The following is a 15628-nucleotide window of genomic DNA, read 5'->3' as shown; positions in this document are numbered from 1 at the left end:
AAGAGTGCAAAAAAATTCGAGATCCGTGTTTTTGCTTGATTCAGCGGGCCAGACCCAGGCGCTCATGCCACTGCGCGATGGATTCTTCGGGCCAGATCTCGCACTGCCGATCACCGGCATGCGGTGGAACCTCCACCCACGGCGCTTTCGAGCCGAGCATCACATGCGTGTACTCGGGAGGTACGGGCAGCGCCGTGTCGATGGCTGAAGCGAAGGGGTGAATCAGCTCCGGCCATTCCGGGCTGAACAGCCATAACCCCGAGCCACACACCGAGCAGAAGTGCCGCTCAGCCGTGCTGCGGTGGGCGCGTTTGTCGCCGTCATCCTTGAGCCGCGCGTGGTAGATCGCGATGGATTTGCGCCCGCGCACCTTGAGACTGGCGGCATCGCCGGCGATATTGACCGAGTAACCGCCACCGCCCTGGGTCTTGCGGCAGATCGAGCAGTAGCAACGTTGATAAGGGTAGGGGTGGGCGCTGGTCAGGCTGAACGACACGGCGCCGCAATGGCAGGAGCCTTCGAGTTGCATGGCAGAACCTCCAAATGATTGGCTGTTACTTCCATGACCACCCCGAAAACCTGTGGTTCACTGCTGGATCGGCACCAGAATCGCATCGCCGGTTGCCACCAGCTTCAACTGATCACCGGTTTGTGCGAACAGTTCGGCACGGGCAAACACTTGCTTCTTGCCGGCCTTCACCACCTGGCCGCGCGCAATGAACACTTCACCGACTGCGGGTGCCAGGCAATTCACCGAAAAATGCGAAGCCAGGACATTGCCAGCGACCGTTCCGGCAGCAAACCCGCAGGCGGTATCGAGCAGCGCGCCGATCAGGCCGGCATGCAGGAAGCCTGCGTATTGCGCCATGTCTGCCTCGCGAAAAGCCATGGTCAGTTCCACCTCGCCAGGTTTGGCGCGAGTGACGTCGAAACCGGCCCAGCGGTTGAAGGCGGACGTTGAGTTGATCTTTTTGAGTGCATCCAGCATGGCGAATCCCTCCGGTAGAGGCATCAACATGCGCCGGGTTTCGGGGGATGTCATGGTGGATAAGGGAGGGTGATGAGCTGTTGGATTTGTGGTGAATGTGCTGGCCTCATCGCGGGCAAGCCCGGCTCCCACAGGGATTGTTGTCGTATACAAAACTTGTATTCACAGAAGACCCTGTGGGAGCGGGCTTGCCCGCGATGAACGATAACGCGGTCCTACTGGACGCCCGCCAATGGCCGGTTCAGCATGGTCGCCTTCATCACCGGGGCTGAATTCATGCGACGACTGCCTTCCTTAGCAGCACTCAAAACCTTCGAATGCGCCGCCCGCCACGCCCATTTCGGTCGGGCCGCCGCAGAGTTGTGCGTCACCGACAGCGCAGTCAGTCATCAGATCCGCCAACTCGAAGAACAACTGGGCGTGTCGCTGTTCATCCGCGAAGGCCGGCAAATCCGCCCAACCATGGCCGCCGGGCGCCTGATGCAAAGCCTGCAGCAAGCCTTCGAACTGATCGGCGAGGCCTGCGATGAACTGCGCGACCCGTCGTCGCTGGCGGTGTTGCGCCTGGCGGTGACGGCCGAGTTGGCGCAAAAGTGGTTGATGCGTCGCCTCACGGATTTCTACGCGCGCTACCCGCACATCACCTTGCACCTCTACGAACAACCGATCGACGCCACCGCGCCGGGCGAAGACATCGACCTGGCGATCACTTACGGCACCGGCCCGGTGGACAGCAGCGCGTACTTCGTCAAGCCGTTGCCGGCGCTGCAATTCTTCCCGGTGTGCAGCCCCGGCCTGTTCAACCAGGGCACTTTGAAAAACCCGAAAGACCTGGCACGCCACTGCCTGCTGCACGACGATCAGGACGGCAAGACCTGGACTGCATGGCTCACCAGTCATGCCGGCGATCAGCGCCCTGAGCGACAGTTGTATTTCGCCCACGCCGGCCTGGCACTGGAAGCCGCAGCCCAGGGGCAGGGCGTGGCGATGGGGGATAACCTGACGGCGCAGGAAGATCTGCTCAGCGGTCGTCTGGTCCGGCCGTTCACTTCAAGCATGACCGCGCTAGGCCAATACGCACTGGTGTGCGAACGGGTGCGCCTGGAACGTCCGGCCGTGGCGCAGATGCTCGAATGGTTCAACGATCAGCTGATCGATTGATGAGTTGAATTCAAGTATTCCGAAATAATCATCGTTGGCGAGGAGGGCGCCGGCGACCGTAGCCTTTGGTCATTCCAATCCCGCTGATGAGGTTTGACCATGGCACGTTTGCTCGACTCCACCCCAAAACAAGACGGCTTCCGCCTGCCGGGCGAATTCGAAACCAAGGCCGGTTGCTGGCTCGGCTGGCCGGAGCGCACCGATGTCTGGCGCAACGGCGCCAAGCCTGCGCAGAAAGTCTGGGTGCAGATCGTCACCGCGATTTCCCACAGCGAACCGGTCACCGTGTGCGCCTCCGCCGCGCAGTTCGCCACGGCGCGCCGTCAGCTGCCGCCACAAGTACGGGTGGTGGAAATGACCTGCAACGACACCTGGTTCCGCGACAGCGGCCCGTGCTTTGTGGTCAACGATGCCAGCGGCGAAGTGCGTGGCGTCGACTTCGAATTCAACGCCTATGGCGGCCTCGACGGTGGCTTGTACTACCCGTGGGACAAGGACGACCAGATCGCCAGCAAAATCCTCGAAATCGAACGCTTCGACCGCTACCGCGCACCGCTGATTGCCGAGCTCGGCGGCATCCAGAGCGACGGCCAGGGCAGCATCCTCACCACCGAACAATGCCTGCTCAACCGCAATCGCAACCAGCACCTGGGCAAGGAAGAAGTCACCCGTCGGCTGACGGACTACCTCGGCGCCGAGCAAATCATCTGGCTGCCGCGCGGTTGCAAGTTCGACGAAACCGACGGTCACGTCGACGACCTCGCGTGCTTCGTGCGTCCCGGTGAAGTGGTGTTGCAATGGACCGACAATCGCGATGACCCGCAATGGGAAATCTATCAGGAAGCCTACGACATCCTGCGCAGTACCCGTGACAGCCGTGGCCGCGAGTTGATCGTGCACAAACTGCCGCAACCCGATGTGCTGGAATGGACGGCGGAAGAGGCCGAAGGCCTGGATCAGCAAGACAGCACCCACACCCGTCAGGCCGGGACCAAAATCTGCGCGTCTTACATCAACTACTACGCTGGCAACACCTCGATCGTGGTGCCGCTGTTTGGTGATCGTAATGATCAGGTGGCGCTGGCGACACTGGCCGAGTTGTTCCCGCAGAAAAAAATAGTCGGCATCGAAAACTCCCGGGAAATCCTGCTCGGCGGCGGTAACGTCGCGTGCATCACCATGCCGCAGTACGCGGGCAAAGGAGTGTGATCATGGGCCTGCACAAACTGACTCAAGCGTTAATGCTGGTGCTTGCACCCTTGTGCGTGCAGGCCGCCGACAGCGCCAGACCGGTGGTGAACCTGTACATCTGGGGCGAGTACCTGGCCCCGGATACCCTGACCAATTTCGAGAAGAAAACCGGCATTCACGTGGTCGCCGATCACTTCGATTCCCTGGAGACCGTCGAGACCAAATTGCTCACTGGCCGCAGTGGCTATGACCTGGTGCTGACGGCGGGGCAGCATTTGTCCCGGGCGATCCAGAGCGGAGCCATTCAAACGTTGAACCCGCAACGGTTGCCGCATTTTGCCGGCGTCGGTGACGAGTTCCGCCAGCACATGGCGGTGTTCGATCCGGGCAATCGTTACGCCGGGATTTACGCCTGGGGCACGACCGGCGTGGGCTATCAGCAAGAGGCGATCACAAAGCGCTTGCCAGACGCCCCAACCGACAGCTGGGCGATGCTGTTCGATCCGGCAGTGGTGTCGAAATTCGCCGATTGTGGGGTGAGTTTGCTCAACGACCCCAACGAGGTGTTCGCCGCGGTGATGAAGTACATGGGGCTGGACATCAACCGCCAGAACCTCGATGACCTGAAGCTGGCCGAGCAGCAATTGGCGAAGATCCGGCCTTACATCCGCTATTTCGACAATGACCTGAACATCAGCGACCTGGCAAACGGCAACACCTGCGTGGCGATGTCGTGGAACGGCAACGTGGCCATCGCGGCGGGCCAGGCAGAGGCCGCGAAAAAACCGTTCACGTTGACTTACAGGATACCGAAGGAAGGCACGCTGATCTGGTTCGATGCCATGGTCATTCCCAAGGATGCGCCGCATCCCGAAGCCGGGCTGGCGTTGATGGATTACCTGATGACGCCGGAAGTGATTGCACCGATCACCGACACCATTCACTACGCCAATGCGATCACGGCGGCGGATGACTTGATCGACCCGGCGATTCGTAATGATCCGGGCACGTATCCGTCGGCGCAGGTGAGGGCTTCGTTGTATAGCAAGAATGACAATGGAAAGGCGTTCAACCGGGCGTTGATACGGGCGTTCAGTCGGCTGAAGTCCGGGTTGTGACAGGCTTTGGGTGATGTGTTGAATGGGCTGACGCCATCGCTAGCAGGCTAGCTCCCACAGTGGATCTCCAGTGTTCATGAGACCCTTGTGGGAGCTAGCCTGCTAGCGATGAACGATAACGCGGTCCTACTGAACGCCACCGATGTCCGGGTGACTCCCAAACCGTCAATGCATTTTGCTGTGATCCGGCGTATTCAGCGCTCGCGCTTCTGCCTCAACCTTGATCGACTCCTTCTCGCCATTGGCGTTTTCGACAGTCAGGGTCAGCGGCACTTTGTCGCCTTCTTTGACCTGGCCGACCAGGTCGATCAGCATCACGTGATAGCTATGAGGATCCAGAGTGACCGCTTTCCCTGCGGGCAAGGCAACGAACTCCACGGGTTGCATGCTCATCACGTCGTTTTTCATGGTCGACTCGTGAATCTGCACAATTTTAGCGACCGGTGTTTGCACGCTTAGCAGTTTGCTGTCGCTGCTAGCGGTGACCGTCATGAACGCTCCGGTTGCTTGTTGCCCGGCAACGGTGGCGCGTACCCAGGCGTCGTCCACTTGAGTCTGTGCTGAAACCTGAAGCGCCGTTCCCAGGAGAAAAAGCCCCAGGACAGCCGTTTGAACGCGCACATTGATGGCAGTTTTAATGGCATTCGAATTCATCAGCAGACCTCCATAACGGTTTTCAAGTCTTCCGTACACTCTTGTGCAGAAAGGGACTGGGACAGTCCGACGCGCAACCTGCCCCTTGTGTCATACACATAGCTGGTCGCTGTATGGGAGAGCGTATAGGTCGAGCCGCTCGGGATTTTTTCATAGAACACCCCGAACTCCTTGGCCGTTTCCGCCGTTTCCTCGAGTGTCCCGTGGAGCGCGACAAATGAGGGATCAAACGTCTTGACGTAGGCATCCAACACCGCCGGCGTGTCCCGTTCCGGGTCCAGCGTGATGAAGACGACCTGGAGAATATCCCCGTCTTTTCCCATCAGTTTCTTGATTTGCGCTGCGCGAGCCAGGGTAGTGGGGCATACCGCCGGGCACTGGGTGAAACCGAAGAAAATCATCGGCATCAAGCCACGAAAGCTCGAGAGCGTTGTGAGGTTGCCTTCAGAGTCTTTCAGCTTGAATGTCCGTCCGAGGATCTTGTCGTTCAGGTCCTTGCCGTACTTGTACGACAGGCTGACGCTATTGTCGCAGCCAGCGAGGAGGCCAAGGCCGAACAAGCCGATACCTGCAACCACCTGGCGGCGGGTCAACGAAACACTCATGTTCTACAGACCTTTTGATGAGCCCGAACGGAAAATCAACCTCGGACAGGGCGTCTATGATGCATGCCGGTTTAGCGGAGGGGAGCGATTATACGCGTCAAAGGATTGCTCATAACTTGCGACAAACTGACGCAGTCATTGATTCTAAAAAGCCACCAACCCTAAGTAAGGTGGCTAGAGTCATGACCAAGGGGAGCAAAGCCTTGGCCGATCGGGTCGTTTGCGTAGCGTCGGCGAATTCCCGAGCCGGCATCGGTTTTCGGGTCAGCCTTTAATCTCCATCGGGCTGCCAACCAACATCACCTTGTCTTGAATGGCGGCAAAGCCGTATGACGTACCTCGTCCCGGTTTCGCAAGCTTGTCCTCTTGCAGTGCCTGTTGCAGAAGACCGAGGAGATTTTGCGTCTTCGAGGACGAGACCGGTGTCACGTTATCTTCCTCCAGATTCCCCATCACATACTTGGATATGCGCGTGGACTGGCTAGCCGATTGGGTGACGGACGCTTCGACCAACTTACCTTTGACATAGCCGATGCTGCTCGTGCTGCTGGCCTGATCGTCGATCTGGTAGTACTGATAGTTCTGGGATTGTGGGTCAGCCGTCAGTTCCAGCGTTTGTCCGGCATACAGTGGCTTATGGTATTGGGCTGTCAGATGCGATTGCTGATTCTGGACGACCTTGCGATTTAACTGATCCTGACCTTTGGATTGCGTGGACTGCGATAAGCCATATTTGAACGAGTCGAATTCGCCAGGCCGCGCTGGATTGCCGTCTACGGTCTTCTCGGTGACCGTCGCGCTGAAATCGGCGAGGCCGGTGAGAACGCTGCGGTCGGTGTCTGTCAGCTTGATTGCGGTGGGGGGCTGCGGCCCGCTTGCCGCGCGGCTTTGCGGATAGCTGCTGTGCACGGTCTTGAATGCGCTCTCGAACATCGACAGCAGATTCTGGTCGCCGTCGCCTCGATCGCGCGCCGCTTCTATTTGACGCAGGTAGCTCGCGAGCGCCTTGGCTTTCTGATTGCTGTCGCCGAGGATGGCGGCGTTTTTCAGGTCCACGGACATGTCGAAATCGCCTGCCGCACCGCTCATGCGCACCTGGCGCTGGTTTGCGTCGGCATGCAGCTCAAAGCTCTGCGTACTGTCATCGTCGAGCTTGAACCGTGTGGTCAGGTCGACCGAGGAAAACACGTCAGTGTCGAACTGAGCCAGCGCATCCAGCTTGAGTTGCGGTGGAACGGCGGTGAGGCCCTGGATGGTCGATTCAAATCCTTCAGCCATGGCGCCAAGCGCGGCAAGTTCTTCTTCACTGAGGTCGCCACCCTGGACCTGAGCCTGCACCGCCAACGCGTTATCCTGACTGGACAGGGTGATCTCGACGGTTTTGCCGCTAGCTGTTTTCAGGGTCAGGTTGATGCTGTTGTCTGCAACGCCACTGTGAATCCTGGCCTGGGCTGCCGCCAACGCTGCAGGCTCGAGCGCCCGCCCGGTCGATGAGCGAATGACCGACTGGGAGATGTTCTGGTTGGATTGCGCCAGTTGCAGAAGCAGTGTCTCACCCAGTCCCCGGAACCGGCTGCTGGCTGACGCGCTTGCGAAGTTGCCACCCATGCGAAACGACACTTTGTCAGGCTGCGTGTATTCCCAGGCAAGCGGAGCATCAGGCTCCGCAATGACACCCCGGGAGGTGTAAGTCTGGGCATCGATGGTCTTGTTATCCTGATGCAAGGTGACAATCGATGCGGGGGAGGACAGGGCAGCTGTTGATTCGGTGGTAGTGCCAGCGGCGGGCTGGGTGGCAGCAATCCTGGCGACCGCCAGTGGCGGCAAGGAAGAGATAGAAGAAATGACGGTCATAGCTGCTCCATGCTGAGTACCAGTAGTTTCCTACAGGGCTTGTCGGCAGGGGGCTTCATAACTTGAGGTGCGAGTGCCGGTGGCTCTGGATGTGTGTTGACTGGGCTGGCCCCTTCGCGGGCAAGCCTCGCTCCTACAAGGTTTGTGTCGATCGCAATCGCATAGCTGACGCCGAACCTGTAGGAGCGAGGCTTGCCCGCGAAGAACGATAACGCGGTCTACTTGTTGGCAACCCGCCACAAATACCAGGAAGCCACCGTCCGATAAGGACTCCACCCCAACCCGATCTCCACCATCTGCTTGCGCGTCGGCTGTACCTCCAACCCCTTCAACCGCCGATACCCCTCACGCACCCCGAAATCATCGGCCGGCAAAATATCCGGTCGCTCCAGGCTGTAGATCAGCAGCATCTCAACCGTCCAGCGCCCAACCCCGCGCAACGTGATCAATCGCTCGATCAACACCTCATCGTCCATCGCCAACGCCGTCGCATAATCCGGCACCACGCCATCCAGCGCTGCCTGAGCGATGCCCTGAATCGTCGCGATCTTGCTCGCGGAAAAACCGCACCCGCGCAGTTGATCAAACCCGCTCGCCAGAATCTGTTCAGGACGCGGAAACGCCGTCGAAGGAAACAACGCCAGCAGCCGACCGACAATCGCATCTCCGGCTTTGGCGTGCAGTTGCTGATAGGCAATCGCACGCACCAGCGATTCATACGGATCGCGCGCCGCATGCGGCTGGTGCAGACAGGGGCCGACGGCTGCGATGTGGCGCGCCCAGTCGTCATCAATGGACGCGAGAAACGCCGTTGCGGGCAAGTAAGGATCGGTCAAGCGTTCACCGCAGGTTTGAGCAGTGCGTTCACTTCCCCGTAGGTGAACGCCTTGAGGTGGTTGCTATCGAGTTTGCCGGTTTCCAGAAAACTTTTGGCCAGGCCAGCCATCGCACCGTAAAGAAACTCGGCGATACCGGAACCCGCGCTCAGACGGCGAACGCCCAGCGCTTTTAACGCTTCAGGCGACGGTAGCCCCGGCAGCCCCAGTACATTTACCGGCAGCGGGGTGCCATGGCACAGCGCAGCAATTTCGTACTCCGCCGAAACGCCGGCGGCGAACAGCCCGTCAGCACCGGCCGCCTGATACAGCGCCGCGCGTTTGAGCGTTTCCGCGACGCGGTCTTCGGCCGGCACCAGCCCCTTGAGGTACACATCGGTGCGGGCGTTGATGAACAGCTTCACCTCGCGGCGCTCGGCCACCTGACGGGCGATTTCGATCTTGCGGGCGAGCAGCTCGGGCGGGGACGCACCGTCTTCGATGTTGATCCCGACGGCACCGGCGGCGATCACCGCATCGATCACTTCGGCAACCCGCGTCAGGTCATCGGAATAGCCGGCCTCGATGTCCACGGTCAACGGTAGTGAAATCACCCGGGCGATGGACTCGACGGTCGAGACCAGGCGCTCGAGGGGCAGGGCATTGCCGTCCGCGTAACCATGAGCCCAGGCGACGGCCGCACTGCTGGTGGCCACGGCTTTGCAGCCCAGTTGCTCGACGATGCGCGCTCCGGCGGCATCGGCGACGTTGGTGAGAATCAGCAGGCCGTCCTGATGCAGCCTGTGGAATTGCTGGTCGAGCGTGTCCATCGAATGTCCTTCCTTATGAAAAACAGCCAAGCGTCAGAATGCGAGTTGTCGTGTGACCTGCACCGCAGCGTTTTCCAGCCTGAGCAGAAACGCCTTGCGCGGTTGCCCTCCACCATAGCCCGTCAATGAGCCGTCCGCACCGATCACCCGGTGGCAGGGCAAGACAATCGAAATCCGGTTGTGCCCGTTGGCCAGGCCCACGGCGCGGCTGGCACCGGGTTTTCCCAACAGCGCAGCGATGGTGCCGTAGGTGCTGGTCTGGCCGTAGGGGATTTTCGCCAGTTCGGCCCAGACCTGCCGGGAGAACTCGGTGCCGGGCAAGTGCAGCGGCACCTTGAATTCGGTCAGCTTGCCGGCGAAATACTGGGCCAGCTCTGTTTCGATTTGCTGAAGGTGCGCGTTGTGCCCCGGCGCCACGGCATAGCCATGACGGTTCTGCAGGGCTTCGACTTCCCGGGTCAGCGCCGGCCGGTCGAGAAACTCCAGCAGCACCAGCCCGCGCCGTTCGGCCATGGCGATCATCGGTCCCAGCGGCGTGGTCAGGCGCGTGAACAGCAAAGGCTCACTGTTGGCGGCGCGACCGGGGGTGATGTGAAAGGATTTTTGAAAGGCGTCGCGAAACCCGCTCAGGGATTCGTAACCGGAATCGAACGCTGCGCTGTCGATGGAATCGCCCTGCTTGATCCCGCCCAGCGCCATGCCGAGGCGTCGGGTGCGCAGCCAGGCGTGGAAGGTCATGCCGAAATGCTGCTTGAACCAGCGCCGCAGTTTCAGTGGCTCGATGCCCTCGGCCAGCAACTGGGCATCGCTCCAGCGCAGCTCGGGATCGGCGTCCACCGACTGGAGCAGCTTCTGCACCCAGTCCGGCGCGATGGCGGCCGCGTCCAGCGGTTTGCACCGCAGGCAGGCGCGATAGCCGGCGGACAGGCAGTCATCGGCATGGGCGAAGAACTCGACGTTCTCCGGTTTCGGTTTGCGCGCCGTGCAGCTGGGGCGGCAGAAGATGCCCGTGGTTTTGACCGCAGTAAAAAACACCCCCTCGTAGGTGGTGTCTCGTTCGAGCATGGCGCGAACCATCTCGGCATGGGGCGGAAGCATCGCGTTTTGTAGGTTCATGGGTTGAGCATAGGGCGCGCCGCCCGGCGCCTCCACCGGAAAATCGACAGGGAATTCCAGGCATTCGTCATCAGTTTCAATGCGCCGATGCACGTTACGCGGCACTAATGCTTATGCCGGTGATGAATGTCCGGGAAGTGTGGGTGTGCGTGACGCAGTGGCGTGTGCTCATGCTCGTGACTGTGAGGCTCGGTACCGTCCCACTGGAACGAATGCTCATGTTGATGATGCTCGTCGTGAACGTGCCGATGACGATGGGCAAGTGCCACATGTTGATGCTCATGGGCGTGGCGTTCAGTCAGATGAATCCAGACGCCCAGGCCCATCAGCAGCGAAGCAGCCCAGAACGTAATCGTCACGGGTTCGCCCAGCAGCAGGATGGCAATTGCCGCACCAAGGAAAGGTGCCGTGGAAAAATAGGCACCGGTGCGCGCAGTGCCCAATCCGCGCAACGCCAGAACAAACAGCACCAGACTGACGCCATACCCGAGGAAACCCACGAGCAACGTAGGAACCAGCACCGTTGCGTGCGGCAGCTTTGCGCCCAGCGCCAGTGCCAGAAAACAGTTCACCACACCGGCGACCAAACCCTTGATGCCTGCGATGAACAGCGCGTCCGAGGCGGAGACTTTGCGCGTCAGGTTGTTATCGATCGCCCAGCAGGCACAGGCCAGAGCGACCAGCAAGGGGCCGATCCAGCCCAGTGATTGTGCCGAATCCTGCGGCCAGGCCAGCAGCAGGCCACCGAGGACGATAGCGAGCATGCCGGCGACGATGCGGCGGTCGGCGTTCTCCTTGAACACTACCCAGGCCAATACGGCAGTCAGTACCGATTCAAGGTTGAGCAAAAGCGAGGCCGTGGCGCCGGAGGTCAGGGTCAGGCCGAACATCAGCGCTACGGGGCCGATGATGCCACCAAACGCAATGGCGCCAATCAGCCATGGCCACTCCGACAACGTAAGGCCGCTGGGCTGCCAGCGGCGGTCCCGGATCAATCTCGCCAGCGTCAGGCCAAGGCCGCTGCCCAGGTACAGCAACCCTGCCAGCAGGATCGGCGAAAGGTTCAGGCCCAACGCCTTGGCCAATGGCGTACTGGCCCCAAACAGCGCAGCAGCGCCGAGGGCGTAGATCACGTTAGGGTTCATTCGAAGGGCTCGAGTCATGGTTACGGGATGCCACCCAGTCTGCACGGCTCTGGCAGCCAGTCAAACCTTGTGTCAGGCGCGACGCGCCATCAACAGCACCGAAGCCGCCGCCGACAACAACCCCGCGCAGCACCGGTTGAAAATCCGCTTGCCCCGGGGCTTGGCGAACCAGCGGCGCATGTGCAGGCCCATGTAGGCGTAGGCGCCGATGGCGATCCATTCCAGCATCAGAAACAACGCGCCCAGCACCGCGAATTGCGGCGTCACGGCCTGGCCCGGATCAACGAACTGGGGCAGGAAGGCGGTGAAGATCAGGATGGCTTTCGGATTGCCGGCGGCCACCAGAAACTCCTGTCGAGCCAGGGTCAGCATCCCCGCCGGCGCGCCGGTCACAACGTTCTCCGTCCCTGGATCGGCGCGCCACAATTGCCACGCGAGGTAGAACAGGTACGCCGCGCCGACAATCTTGATCCCGTAGAACAACAGCTCAGAGGTTTGCAGCACCACCGCCAGCCCGGCCGAGGCGAGGGCGATCATCCCGGCGAACGCCAGCAGCCGACCGATACCCGCCACACACGCCGTGCGATAGCCGTAGCGCGTCGAGTTGCTGACTGACAGCAGGTTGTTCGGGCCGGGGGCCATGTTCAGGGCGAAACAGGCCGGGAGAAAGAGGGAGAGGGTGGCGAGGTCCATGATCGGCTCCAGAATCGAGAGCGATATTTTTACCACAGGTGCCGTGCGGCTTGACCCGTACAGTCGTGAGCCGCCGGCACCGTACAATCATGGGTGGTAGTGATTATTCGATGGGATCGAGTCGATCGAGCGCCCGGTTGACCGCCAGCTCGCCGAGCATGATGACTTGGGCAATGCCCAGCAGGGTATTGCGACTCGGCCCGTCCACGTGGTCCGCCAGGTCCATGGTCATGACGTTGGCCGAGGCCAGCGATTCGCATGCATGGGCCAGCAGGGTTTCGGTGTCGAGTTCAGGGTTGACGATGAACATCTTTGTGATTGTGCGCGGGGTGCCTTTGAGGTCGGCAGCCGACGGGAAATGAAAGTCGAGGGCTCGTTCGGCGGCCTCGTTGAGTTTTTTTGAATCGGGTTCGTACGGGGAGGCCGGATCGGTGTCTGGCGGGTTGGGCGTTACCTTGAACATAAGCTAGATCCTAATATGGAGCGCCACCCCTTTTGCGACTAAACGAAAGGGGAGGCAGCTGTACGCAGGTTAGTCGACCGGGGATCTAGCAAACCGGCGCGCCCGAAGGCGCCCTGCGCACAACTACCATCAAGTGCAGGCATGGCAATGCCTGACTGATAGAGCTTGCGCACTTCACTAGAAAACCACGGGCGACTAAACCCGATCACTGATGGGCAGTGACGGGAATCAAGTTACCGAGCGGCTCCAAGGCGCACAAGCCGGCGGATTCTGGCGCACCCGTAGGCAACGGCGCAAGGTTATGTAGCTTTCAGGAAGTAAATCTGGCTGCACTTAAACAAGCGGGTTAAACAAGAAGATTCCGCCACCCAATTGATCGTTCCTACGCTCTGTGTGGGAACGATCATTGCGGTTATTACTTCGCAAACTTCTTCGCACCCGCCACACAAAGAATCACCGCCACAGTCACCGCCAGCATGCCAATGCTGACCTGCTCATGAAGCAACGTCGCCGCCAGCGCCAAGCCAAAAAACGGCTGCAGCAATTGCAGTTGCCCCACAGCCGCAATCCCGCCCTGCGCCAGCCCGCGATACCAGAACACGAAGCCGATCAACATGCTGAACAGCGACACATACCCCAGGCTAAACCACGCAGGCATGCTGATCCCCGAAAACGAAACGGGAGTGAGCCACAAGGTCAACAACGCCATCACCGGCAGCGACAGCACCAGCGCCCAGCAAATCACCTGCCAGCCGCCGAGTGTCCGGGACAGCTTCGCTCCTTCGGCATAACCGAGGCCGCAGGCCAGGATCGCCGCCAGCATCAGCAGGTCACCTTCAGGCGAGGCGGTCAGACCTTGGGACACGGCAAATCCCACCACCAGCAGACTGCCCAGCACCGAGAAAAACCAGAACACCGGGCGAGGCCGTTCGCCGCCGCGCACCACACCAAACACGGCGGTCGCGAGCGGCAACAGACCCACGAAGACGATCGAGTGCGCCGAGGTCACGTATTGCAGGGCCAGCGCCGTCAGCAGTGGAAAACCGACCACCACGCCCATGGCTACGATGATCAGCGGCAATAGCTGACCCCGCGTCGGGCGTTTTTCCTTGAACAACCACAGCAGGCACAGCGCAAGCACGCCGGCGATGGTGGCTCGGGCGACGGTCAGGAACACCGGATCGAACTCCAGCACCGCGACCCGCGTGGCGGGCAGCGAGCCGCTGAAGATCACCACGCCGATCAGCCCGTTGAGCCAGCCGTTGGTGGTGTTTTCCCGAGGCTGGGTTTTCAGATTCGATACTCGTTCCATTGAGGTCACACTCGACAAAGGGTTAAAGCGGCGGGTTGCCTTGAACGCATCGTATGACCGACTATTAAGACAATCAAAGAATTGTCATGGATACATCGCCCTATGCCTCGCTTGCGCTACAAGTCGCTGGTCGACACCTTTGCCGCCGACATCCGTTCAGGACAGTTGCCGCCCGGTACGCGCCTGCCAACCCACCGTCAGCTCGCCGCTGAACACGGGTTGGCGCTGGTCACCGCCAGCCGGGTGTACGCGGAGCTTGAGGCGATGGGCCTGGTGAGTGGCGAAACGGGGCGGGGCACGTTTGTCAGGGAAACGTCGCTTCCGCCCGGTCAGGGCGTCAGCCAGCACGTGGTGGCCGTGGGCATGGCCGATCTCAACTTCAACTATCCGTCATTACCCGGTCAGGCTGACCTGTTGCGCACAGCCTTGCGTCAGCTCGCGTTGTCCGGCGACCTCGAGTCCCATCTGCGCTATCAGCCCCATGCCGGGCGCCTGCATGAGCGGGCATCGATTGCGAACCATCTGGCGTCGCGCGGGTTGAGCGTGCAGGCCGAACAGGTGTTGATCGTCAGCGGTGCCCAGCATGGTTTAACGGTGGCGATGATGGCGTTGCTCAAACCGGGGGATGTGATCGCGGCGGATGCGTTGACCTACACCGGTTTCAAGGTGCTGGCCGAATCGCTGCACCTGGAAATCGTGCCCATTCCCGCCACGGAAACCGGACCGGATCTCGATGCGTTGCAAGCGCTTTGCCGGCGCCGCTCGGTACGGGCCGTCTACACCATGCCGACGCTGCACAATCCGCTGGGCTGGGTGATGGATGTTCAGTGGCGCAACCAGTTCGTGTCGATTGCGCGCCAGCATGACCTGTTGATCATTGAAGACGCCGCCTACGCCTTCCTGGTCGAAGACGCTCCGGCACCGGTAGCCGAATTGGCGCCGGAACGGACGGTCTATGTTTCGGGGTTTTCCAAGAATGTCGCCACGGGACTGCGCGTCGGCTTCGTTGCCGCGCCGGTCGAGAAAGTGCCTGCGCTGGAGCGCGCAATCAGGGCAACTACCTGGAACACCCCCGGCGTGATGACGGCGATTGCCTGCGCGTGGCTCGACGATGGAACCGTGAGTCAACTGGAAGCGCAAAAGCGTGCGGACGCGCAGGCCCGACAAGCCATGGCCGCCGAGCTGCTGAAAGGGCTGCGCTGCATGACGCATCCCTTTTCGTACTTTCTCTGGTTACCGTTGGGTGAAGACGCCAGAGCAGACCAGATCGCGGTCGAGTTGATGCACGAGCAAGTCGCCGTCTCCACCGCCGAACCTTTTGCAACCTCGGTCCACGTACCGCATGCGATCCGGCTGGCGTTGGGGTCGGTGGACATGGATTCGCTGCGACAGGCGTTGATCAAAGTGAGGCGGGTGGTGGGCGCGTATTCCTGAGATAACCACGCTCTCCTGTAGGAGCGAGCTTGCTCGCGATGGACTTCAGGGCGACGCGTGTATCTAGAGAATACGCGTTATCGTTGGCGTCCATCGCGAGCAAGCTCGCTCCTACAAGAGGCAGCTTTCGCTTAACTGACTGGCATTAGGGCAAGCCCGCTCCCACAAGGGGAAGTGTTTAACCCTACCCGTCAGTGGGTAGTTTTCTTCAATACGCGGGCCAGACCGCTCTTTACCTTGAGCGCTGGT

At 60.6% G+C, this 15628-nt stretch carries 16 protein-coding genes; 4 read left to right on the top strand and 12 right to left on the bottom strand.

What is annotated here, in order from left to right; all coding sequences use genetic code 11:
- Window positions 1-40: 40 nt before the first annotated feature.
- Together KJF94_RS12565 and KJF94_RS12560 are read right to left on the bottom strand one after the other, a co-directional pair.
- The gene (locus KJF94_RS12565) at window positions 41-529 is read right to left on the bottom strand and encodes a GFA family protein (protein ID WP_214383826.1); all 489 of its coding nucleotides are present in this window, start codon (window positions 527-529) and stop codon (window positions 41-43) included.
- A 57-nt stretch (window positions 530-586) separates the two neighbouring features.
- Window positions 587-988, bottom strand: coding sequence for a PaaI family thioesterase (locus KJF94_RS12560; RefSeq protein ID WP_214383824.1), 402 nt, complete (start codon window positions 986-988; stop codon window positions 587-589).
- Window positions 989-1264: 276 nt separating this feature from the next.
- Here KJF94_RS12560 and KJF94_RS12555 point away from each other — a divergent pair, with 276 nt between their 5' ends.
- The 3 genes from KJF94_RS12555 (at window position 1265) to KJF94_RS12545 (ending at window position 4458) form a co-directional block, all read left to right on the top strand.
- A complete protein-coding gene (locus KJF94_RS12555) occupies window positions 1265-2149 on the top strand; it encodes a LysR substrate-binding domain-containing protein (protein WP_214384854.1) in 885 nt (294 codons plus the stop codon).
- Between the two features lie 99 nt (window positions 2150-2248).
- Complete coding sequence (gene aguA, locus KJF94_RS12550) at window positions 2249-3358, top strand: agmatine deiminase (RefSeq protein WP_214383822.1); 1110 nt, start codon at window positions 2249-2251, stop codon at window positions 3356-3358.
- A gap of 2 nt (window positions 3359-3360) precedes the next feature.
- The gene (locus KJF94_RS12545; protein ID WP_214383820.1) at window positions 3361-4458 is read left to right on the top strand and encodes an extracellular solute-binding protein; all 1098 of its coding nucleotides are present in this window, start codon (window positions 3361-3363) and stop codon (window positions 4456-4458) included.
- 165 nt (window positions 4459-4623) lie between these two features.
- On the opposite strand, the gene KJF94_RS12540 is transcribed toward KJF94_RS12545, so the two are convergent.
- The 10 genes from KJF94_RS12540 to KJF94_RS12495 all read right to left on the bottom strand — a co-directional run bounded on the left by KJF94_RS12540 (window position 4624) and on the right by KJF94_RS12495 (window position 13945).
- Complete coding sequence (locus KJF94_RS12540; RefSeq protein ID WP_214383818.1) at window positions 4624-5112, bottom strand: copper chaperone PCu(A)C; 489 nt, start codon at window positions 5110-5112, stop codon at window positions 4624-4626.
- Entirely contained in the window at window positions 5112-5717 is a 606-nt protein-coding gene (locus tag KJF94_RS12535) for an SCO family protein (RefSeq protein WP_214383816.1), read from the bottom strand. Before KJF94_RS12535 ends, KJF94_RS12540 begins: the two co-directional genes overlap by 1 nt.
- A 264-nt stretch (window positions 5718-5981) precedes the next feature.
- Window positions 5982-7571 carry a lactate dehydrogenase gene (locus tag KJF94_RS12530; protein ID WP_214383814.1) on the bottom strand — a complete coding sequence of 530 codons (1590 nt, stop codon included), beginning with the start codon at window positions 7569-7571 and terminating at the stop codon, window positions 5982-5984.
- 218 nt (window positions 7572-7789) lie between these two features.
- On the bottom strand, window positions 7790-8407 hold the full coding sequence (locus tag KJF94_RS12525; protein ID WP_214383812.1) for a DNA-3-methyladenine glycosylase family protein: 618 nt from the start codon (window positions 8405-8407) through the stop codon (window positions 7790-7792).
- Window positions 8404-9216 carry an isocitrate lyase/PEP mutase family protein gene (locus KJF94_RS12520; RefSeq protein ID WP_214383810.1) on the bottom strand — a complete coding sequence of 271 codons (813 nt, stop codon included), beginning with the start codon at window positions 9214-9216 and terminating at the stop codon, window positions 8404-8406. Before KJF94_RS12520 ends, KJF94_RS12525 begins: the two co-directional genes overlap by 4 nt.
- 33 nt (window positions 9217-9249) lie before the next feature.
- Entirely contained in the window at window positions 9250-10332 is a 1083-nt protein-coding gene (locus tag KJF94_RS12515; protein WP_214383808.1) for a bifunctional transcriptional activator/DNA repair enzyme AdaA, read from the bottom strand.
- Between the two features lie 104 nt (window positions 10333-10436).
- On the bottom strand, window positions 10437-11477 hold the full coding sequence (locus KJF94_RS12510; protein ID WP_214383806.1) for a DMT family transporter: 1041 nt from the start codon (window positions 11475-11477) through the stop codon (window positions 10437-10439).
- A gap of 72 nt (window positions 11478-11549) precedes the next feature.
- Window positions 11550-12170 (bottom strand): LysE family translocator, encoded by a 621-nt coding sequence (locus KJF94_RS12505; RefSeq protein ID WP_214383804.1) that lies wholly within the window; start codon window positions 12168-12170, stop codon window positions 11550-11552.
- Between the two features lie 103 nt (window positions 12171-12273).
- Entirely contained in the window at window positions 12274-12633 is a 360-nt protein-coding gene (locus KJF94_RS12500; RefSeq protein ID WP_214383802.1) for a DUF6124 family protein, read from the bottom strand.
- Window positions 12634-13048: 415 nt separating this feature from the next.
- Window positions 13049-13945 carry a DMT family transporter gene (locus KJF94_RS12495; RefSeq protein WP_214383800.1) on the bottom strand — a complete coding sequence of 299 codons (897 nt, stop codon included), beginning with the start codon at window positions 13943-13945 and terminating at the stop codon, window positions 13049-13051.
- 102 nt (window positions 13946-14047) lie between these two features.
- Here KJF94_RS12495 and KJF94_RS12490 point away from each other — a divergent pair, with 102 nt between their 5' ends.
- Window positions 14048-15379: an aminotransferase-like domain-containing protein gene (locus tag KJF94_RS12490; protein ID WP_214383798.1), complete on the top strand. Its 1332-nt coding sequence runs from the start codon at window positions 14048-14050 to the stop codon at window positions 15377-15379.
- Window positions 15380-15628 lie beyond the last annotated feature (249 nt).

This window comes from Pseudomonas hormoni (genome assembly GCF_018502625.1).
GTDB classification, from domain to species: Bacteria; Pseudomonadota; Gammaproteobacteria; order Pseudomonadales; family Pseudomonadaceae; genus Aquipseudomonas; species Aquipseudomonas hormoni.
Note: the sequence above shows the minus strand (reverse complement) of the source record. Positions and strands in the feature narration are given on the sequence as shown.

What these genes read in the sequence shown, in the direction of transcription:
- KJF94_RS12565 (WP_214383826.1), bottom strand. Translation starts at nt 529, where the DNA reads ATGCAACTCGAAGGCTCCTGCCATTGCGGCGCCGTGTCGTTCAGCCTG.
- KJF94_RS12560 (WP_214383824.1), bottom strand. Translation starts at nt 988, where the DNA reads ATGCTGGATGCACTCAAAAAGATCAACTCAACGTCCGCCTTCAACCGC.
- KJF94_RS12555 (WP_214384854.1), top strand. Translation starts at nt 1,265, where the DNA reads ATGCGACGACTGCCTTCCTTAGCAGCACTCAAAACCTTCGAATGCGCC.
- aguA (WP_214383822.1), top strand. Translation starts at nt 2,249, where the DNA reads ATGGCACGTTTGCTCGACTCCACCCCAAAACAAGACGGCTTCCGCCTG.
- KJF94_RS12545 (WP_214383820.1), top strand. Translation starts at nt 3,361, where the DNA reads ATGGGCCTGCACAAACTGACTCAAGCGTTAATGCTGGTGCTTGCACCC.
- KJF94_RS12540 (WP_214383818.1), bottom strand. Translation starts at nt 5,112, where the DNA reads ATGAATTCGAATGCCATTAAAACTGCCATCAATGTGCGCGTTCAAACG.
- KJF94_RS12535 (WP_214383816.1), bottom strand. Translation starts at nt 5,717, where the DNA reads ATGAGTGTTTCGTTGACCCGCCGCCAGGTGGTTGCAGGTATCGGCTTG.
- KJF94_RS12530 (WP_214383814.1), bottom strand. Translation starts at nt 7,571, where the DNA reads ATGACCGTCATTTCTTCTATCTCTTCCTTGCCGCCACTGGCGGTCGCC.
- KJF94_RS12520 (WP_214383810.1), bottom strand. Translation starts at nt 9,216, where the DNA reads ATGGACACGCTCGACCAGCAATTCCACAGGCTGCATCAGGACGGCCTG.
- KJF94_RS12515 (WP_214383808.1), bottom strand. Translation starts at nt 10,332, where the DNA reads ATGAACCTACAAAACGCGATGCTTCCGCCCCATGCCGAGATGGTTCGC.
- KJF94_RS12510 (WP_214383806.1), bottom strand. Translation starts at nt 11,477, where the DNA reads ATGAACCCTAACGTGATCTACGCCCTCGGCGCTGCTGCGCTGTTTGGG.
- KJF94_RS12505 (WP_214383804.1), bottom strand. Translation starts at nt 12,170, where the DNA reads ATGGACCTCGCCACCCTCTCCCTCTTTCTCCCGGCCTGTTTCGCCCTG.
- KJF94_RS12500 (WP_214383802.1), bottom strand. Translation starts at nt 12,633, where the DNA reads ATGTTCAAGGTAACGCCCAACCCGCCAGACACCGATCCGGCCTCCCCG.
- KJF94_RS12495 (WP_214383800.1), bottom strand. Translation starts at nt 13,945, where the DNA reads ATGGAACGAGTATCGAATCTGAAAACCCAGCCTCGGGAAAACACCACC.
- KJF94_RS12490 (WP_214383798.1), top strand. Translation starts at nt 14,048, where the DNA reads ATGCCTCGCTTGCGCTACAAGTCGCTGGTCGACACCTTTGCCGCCGAC.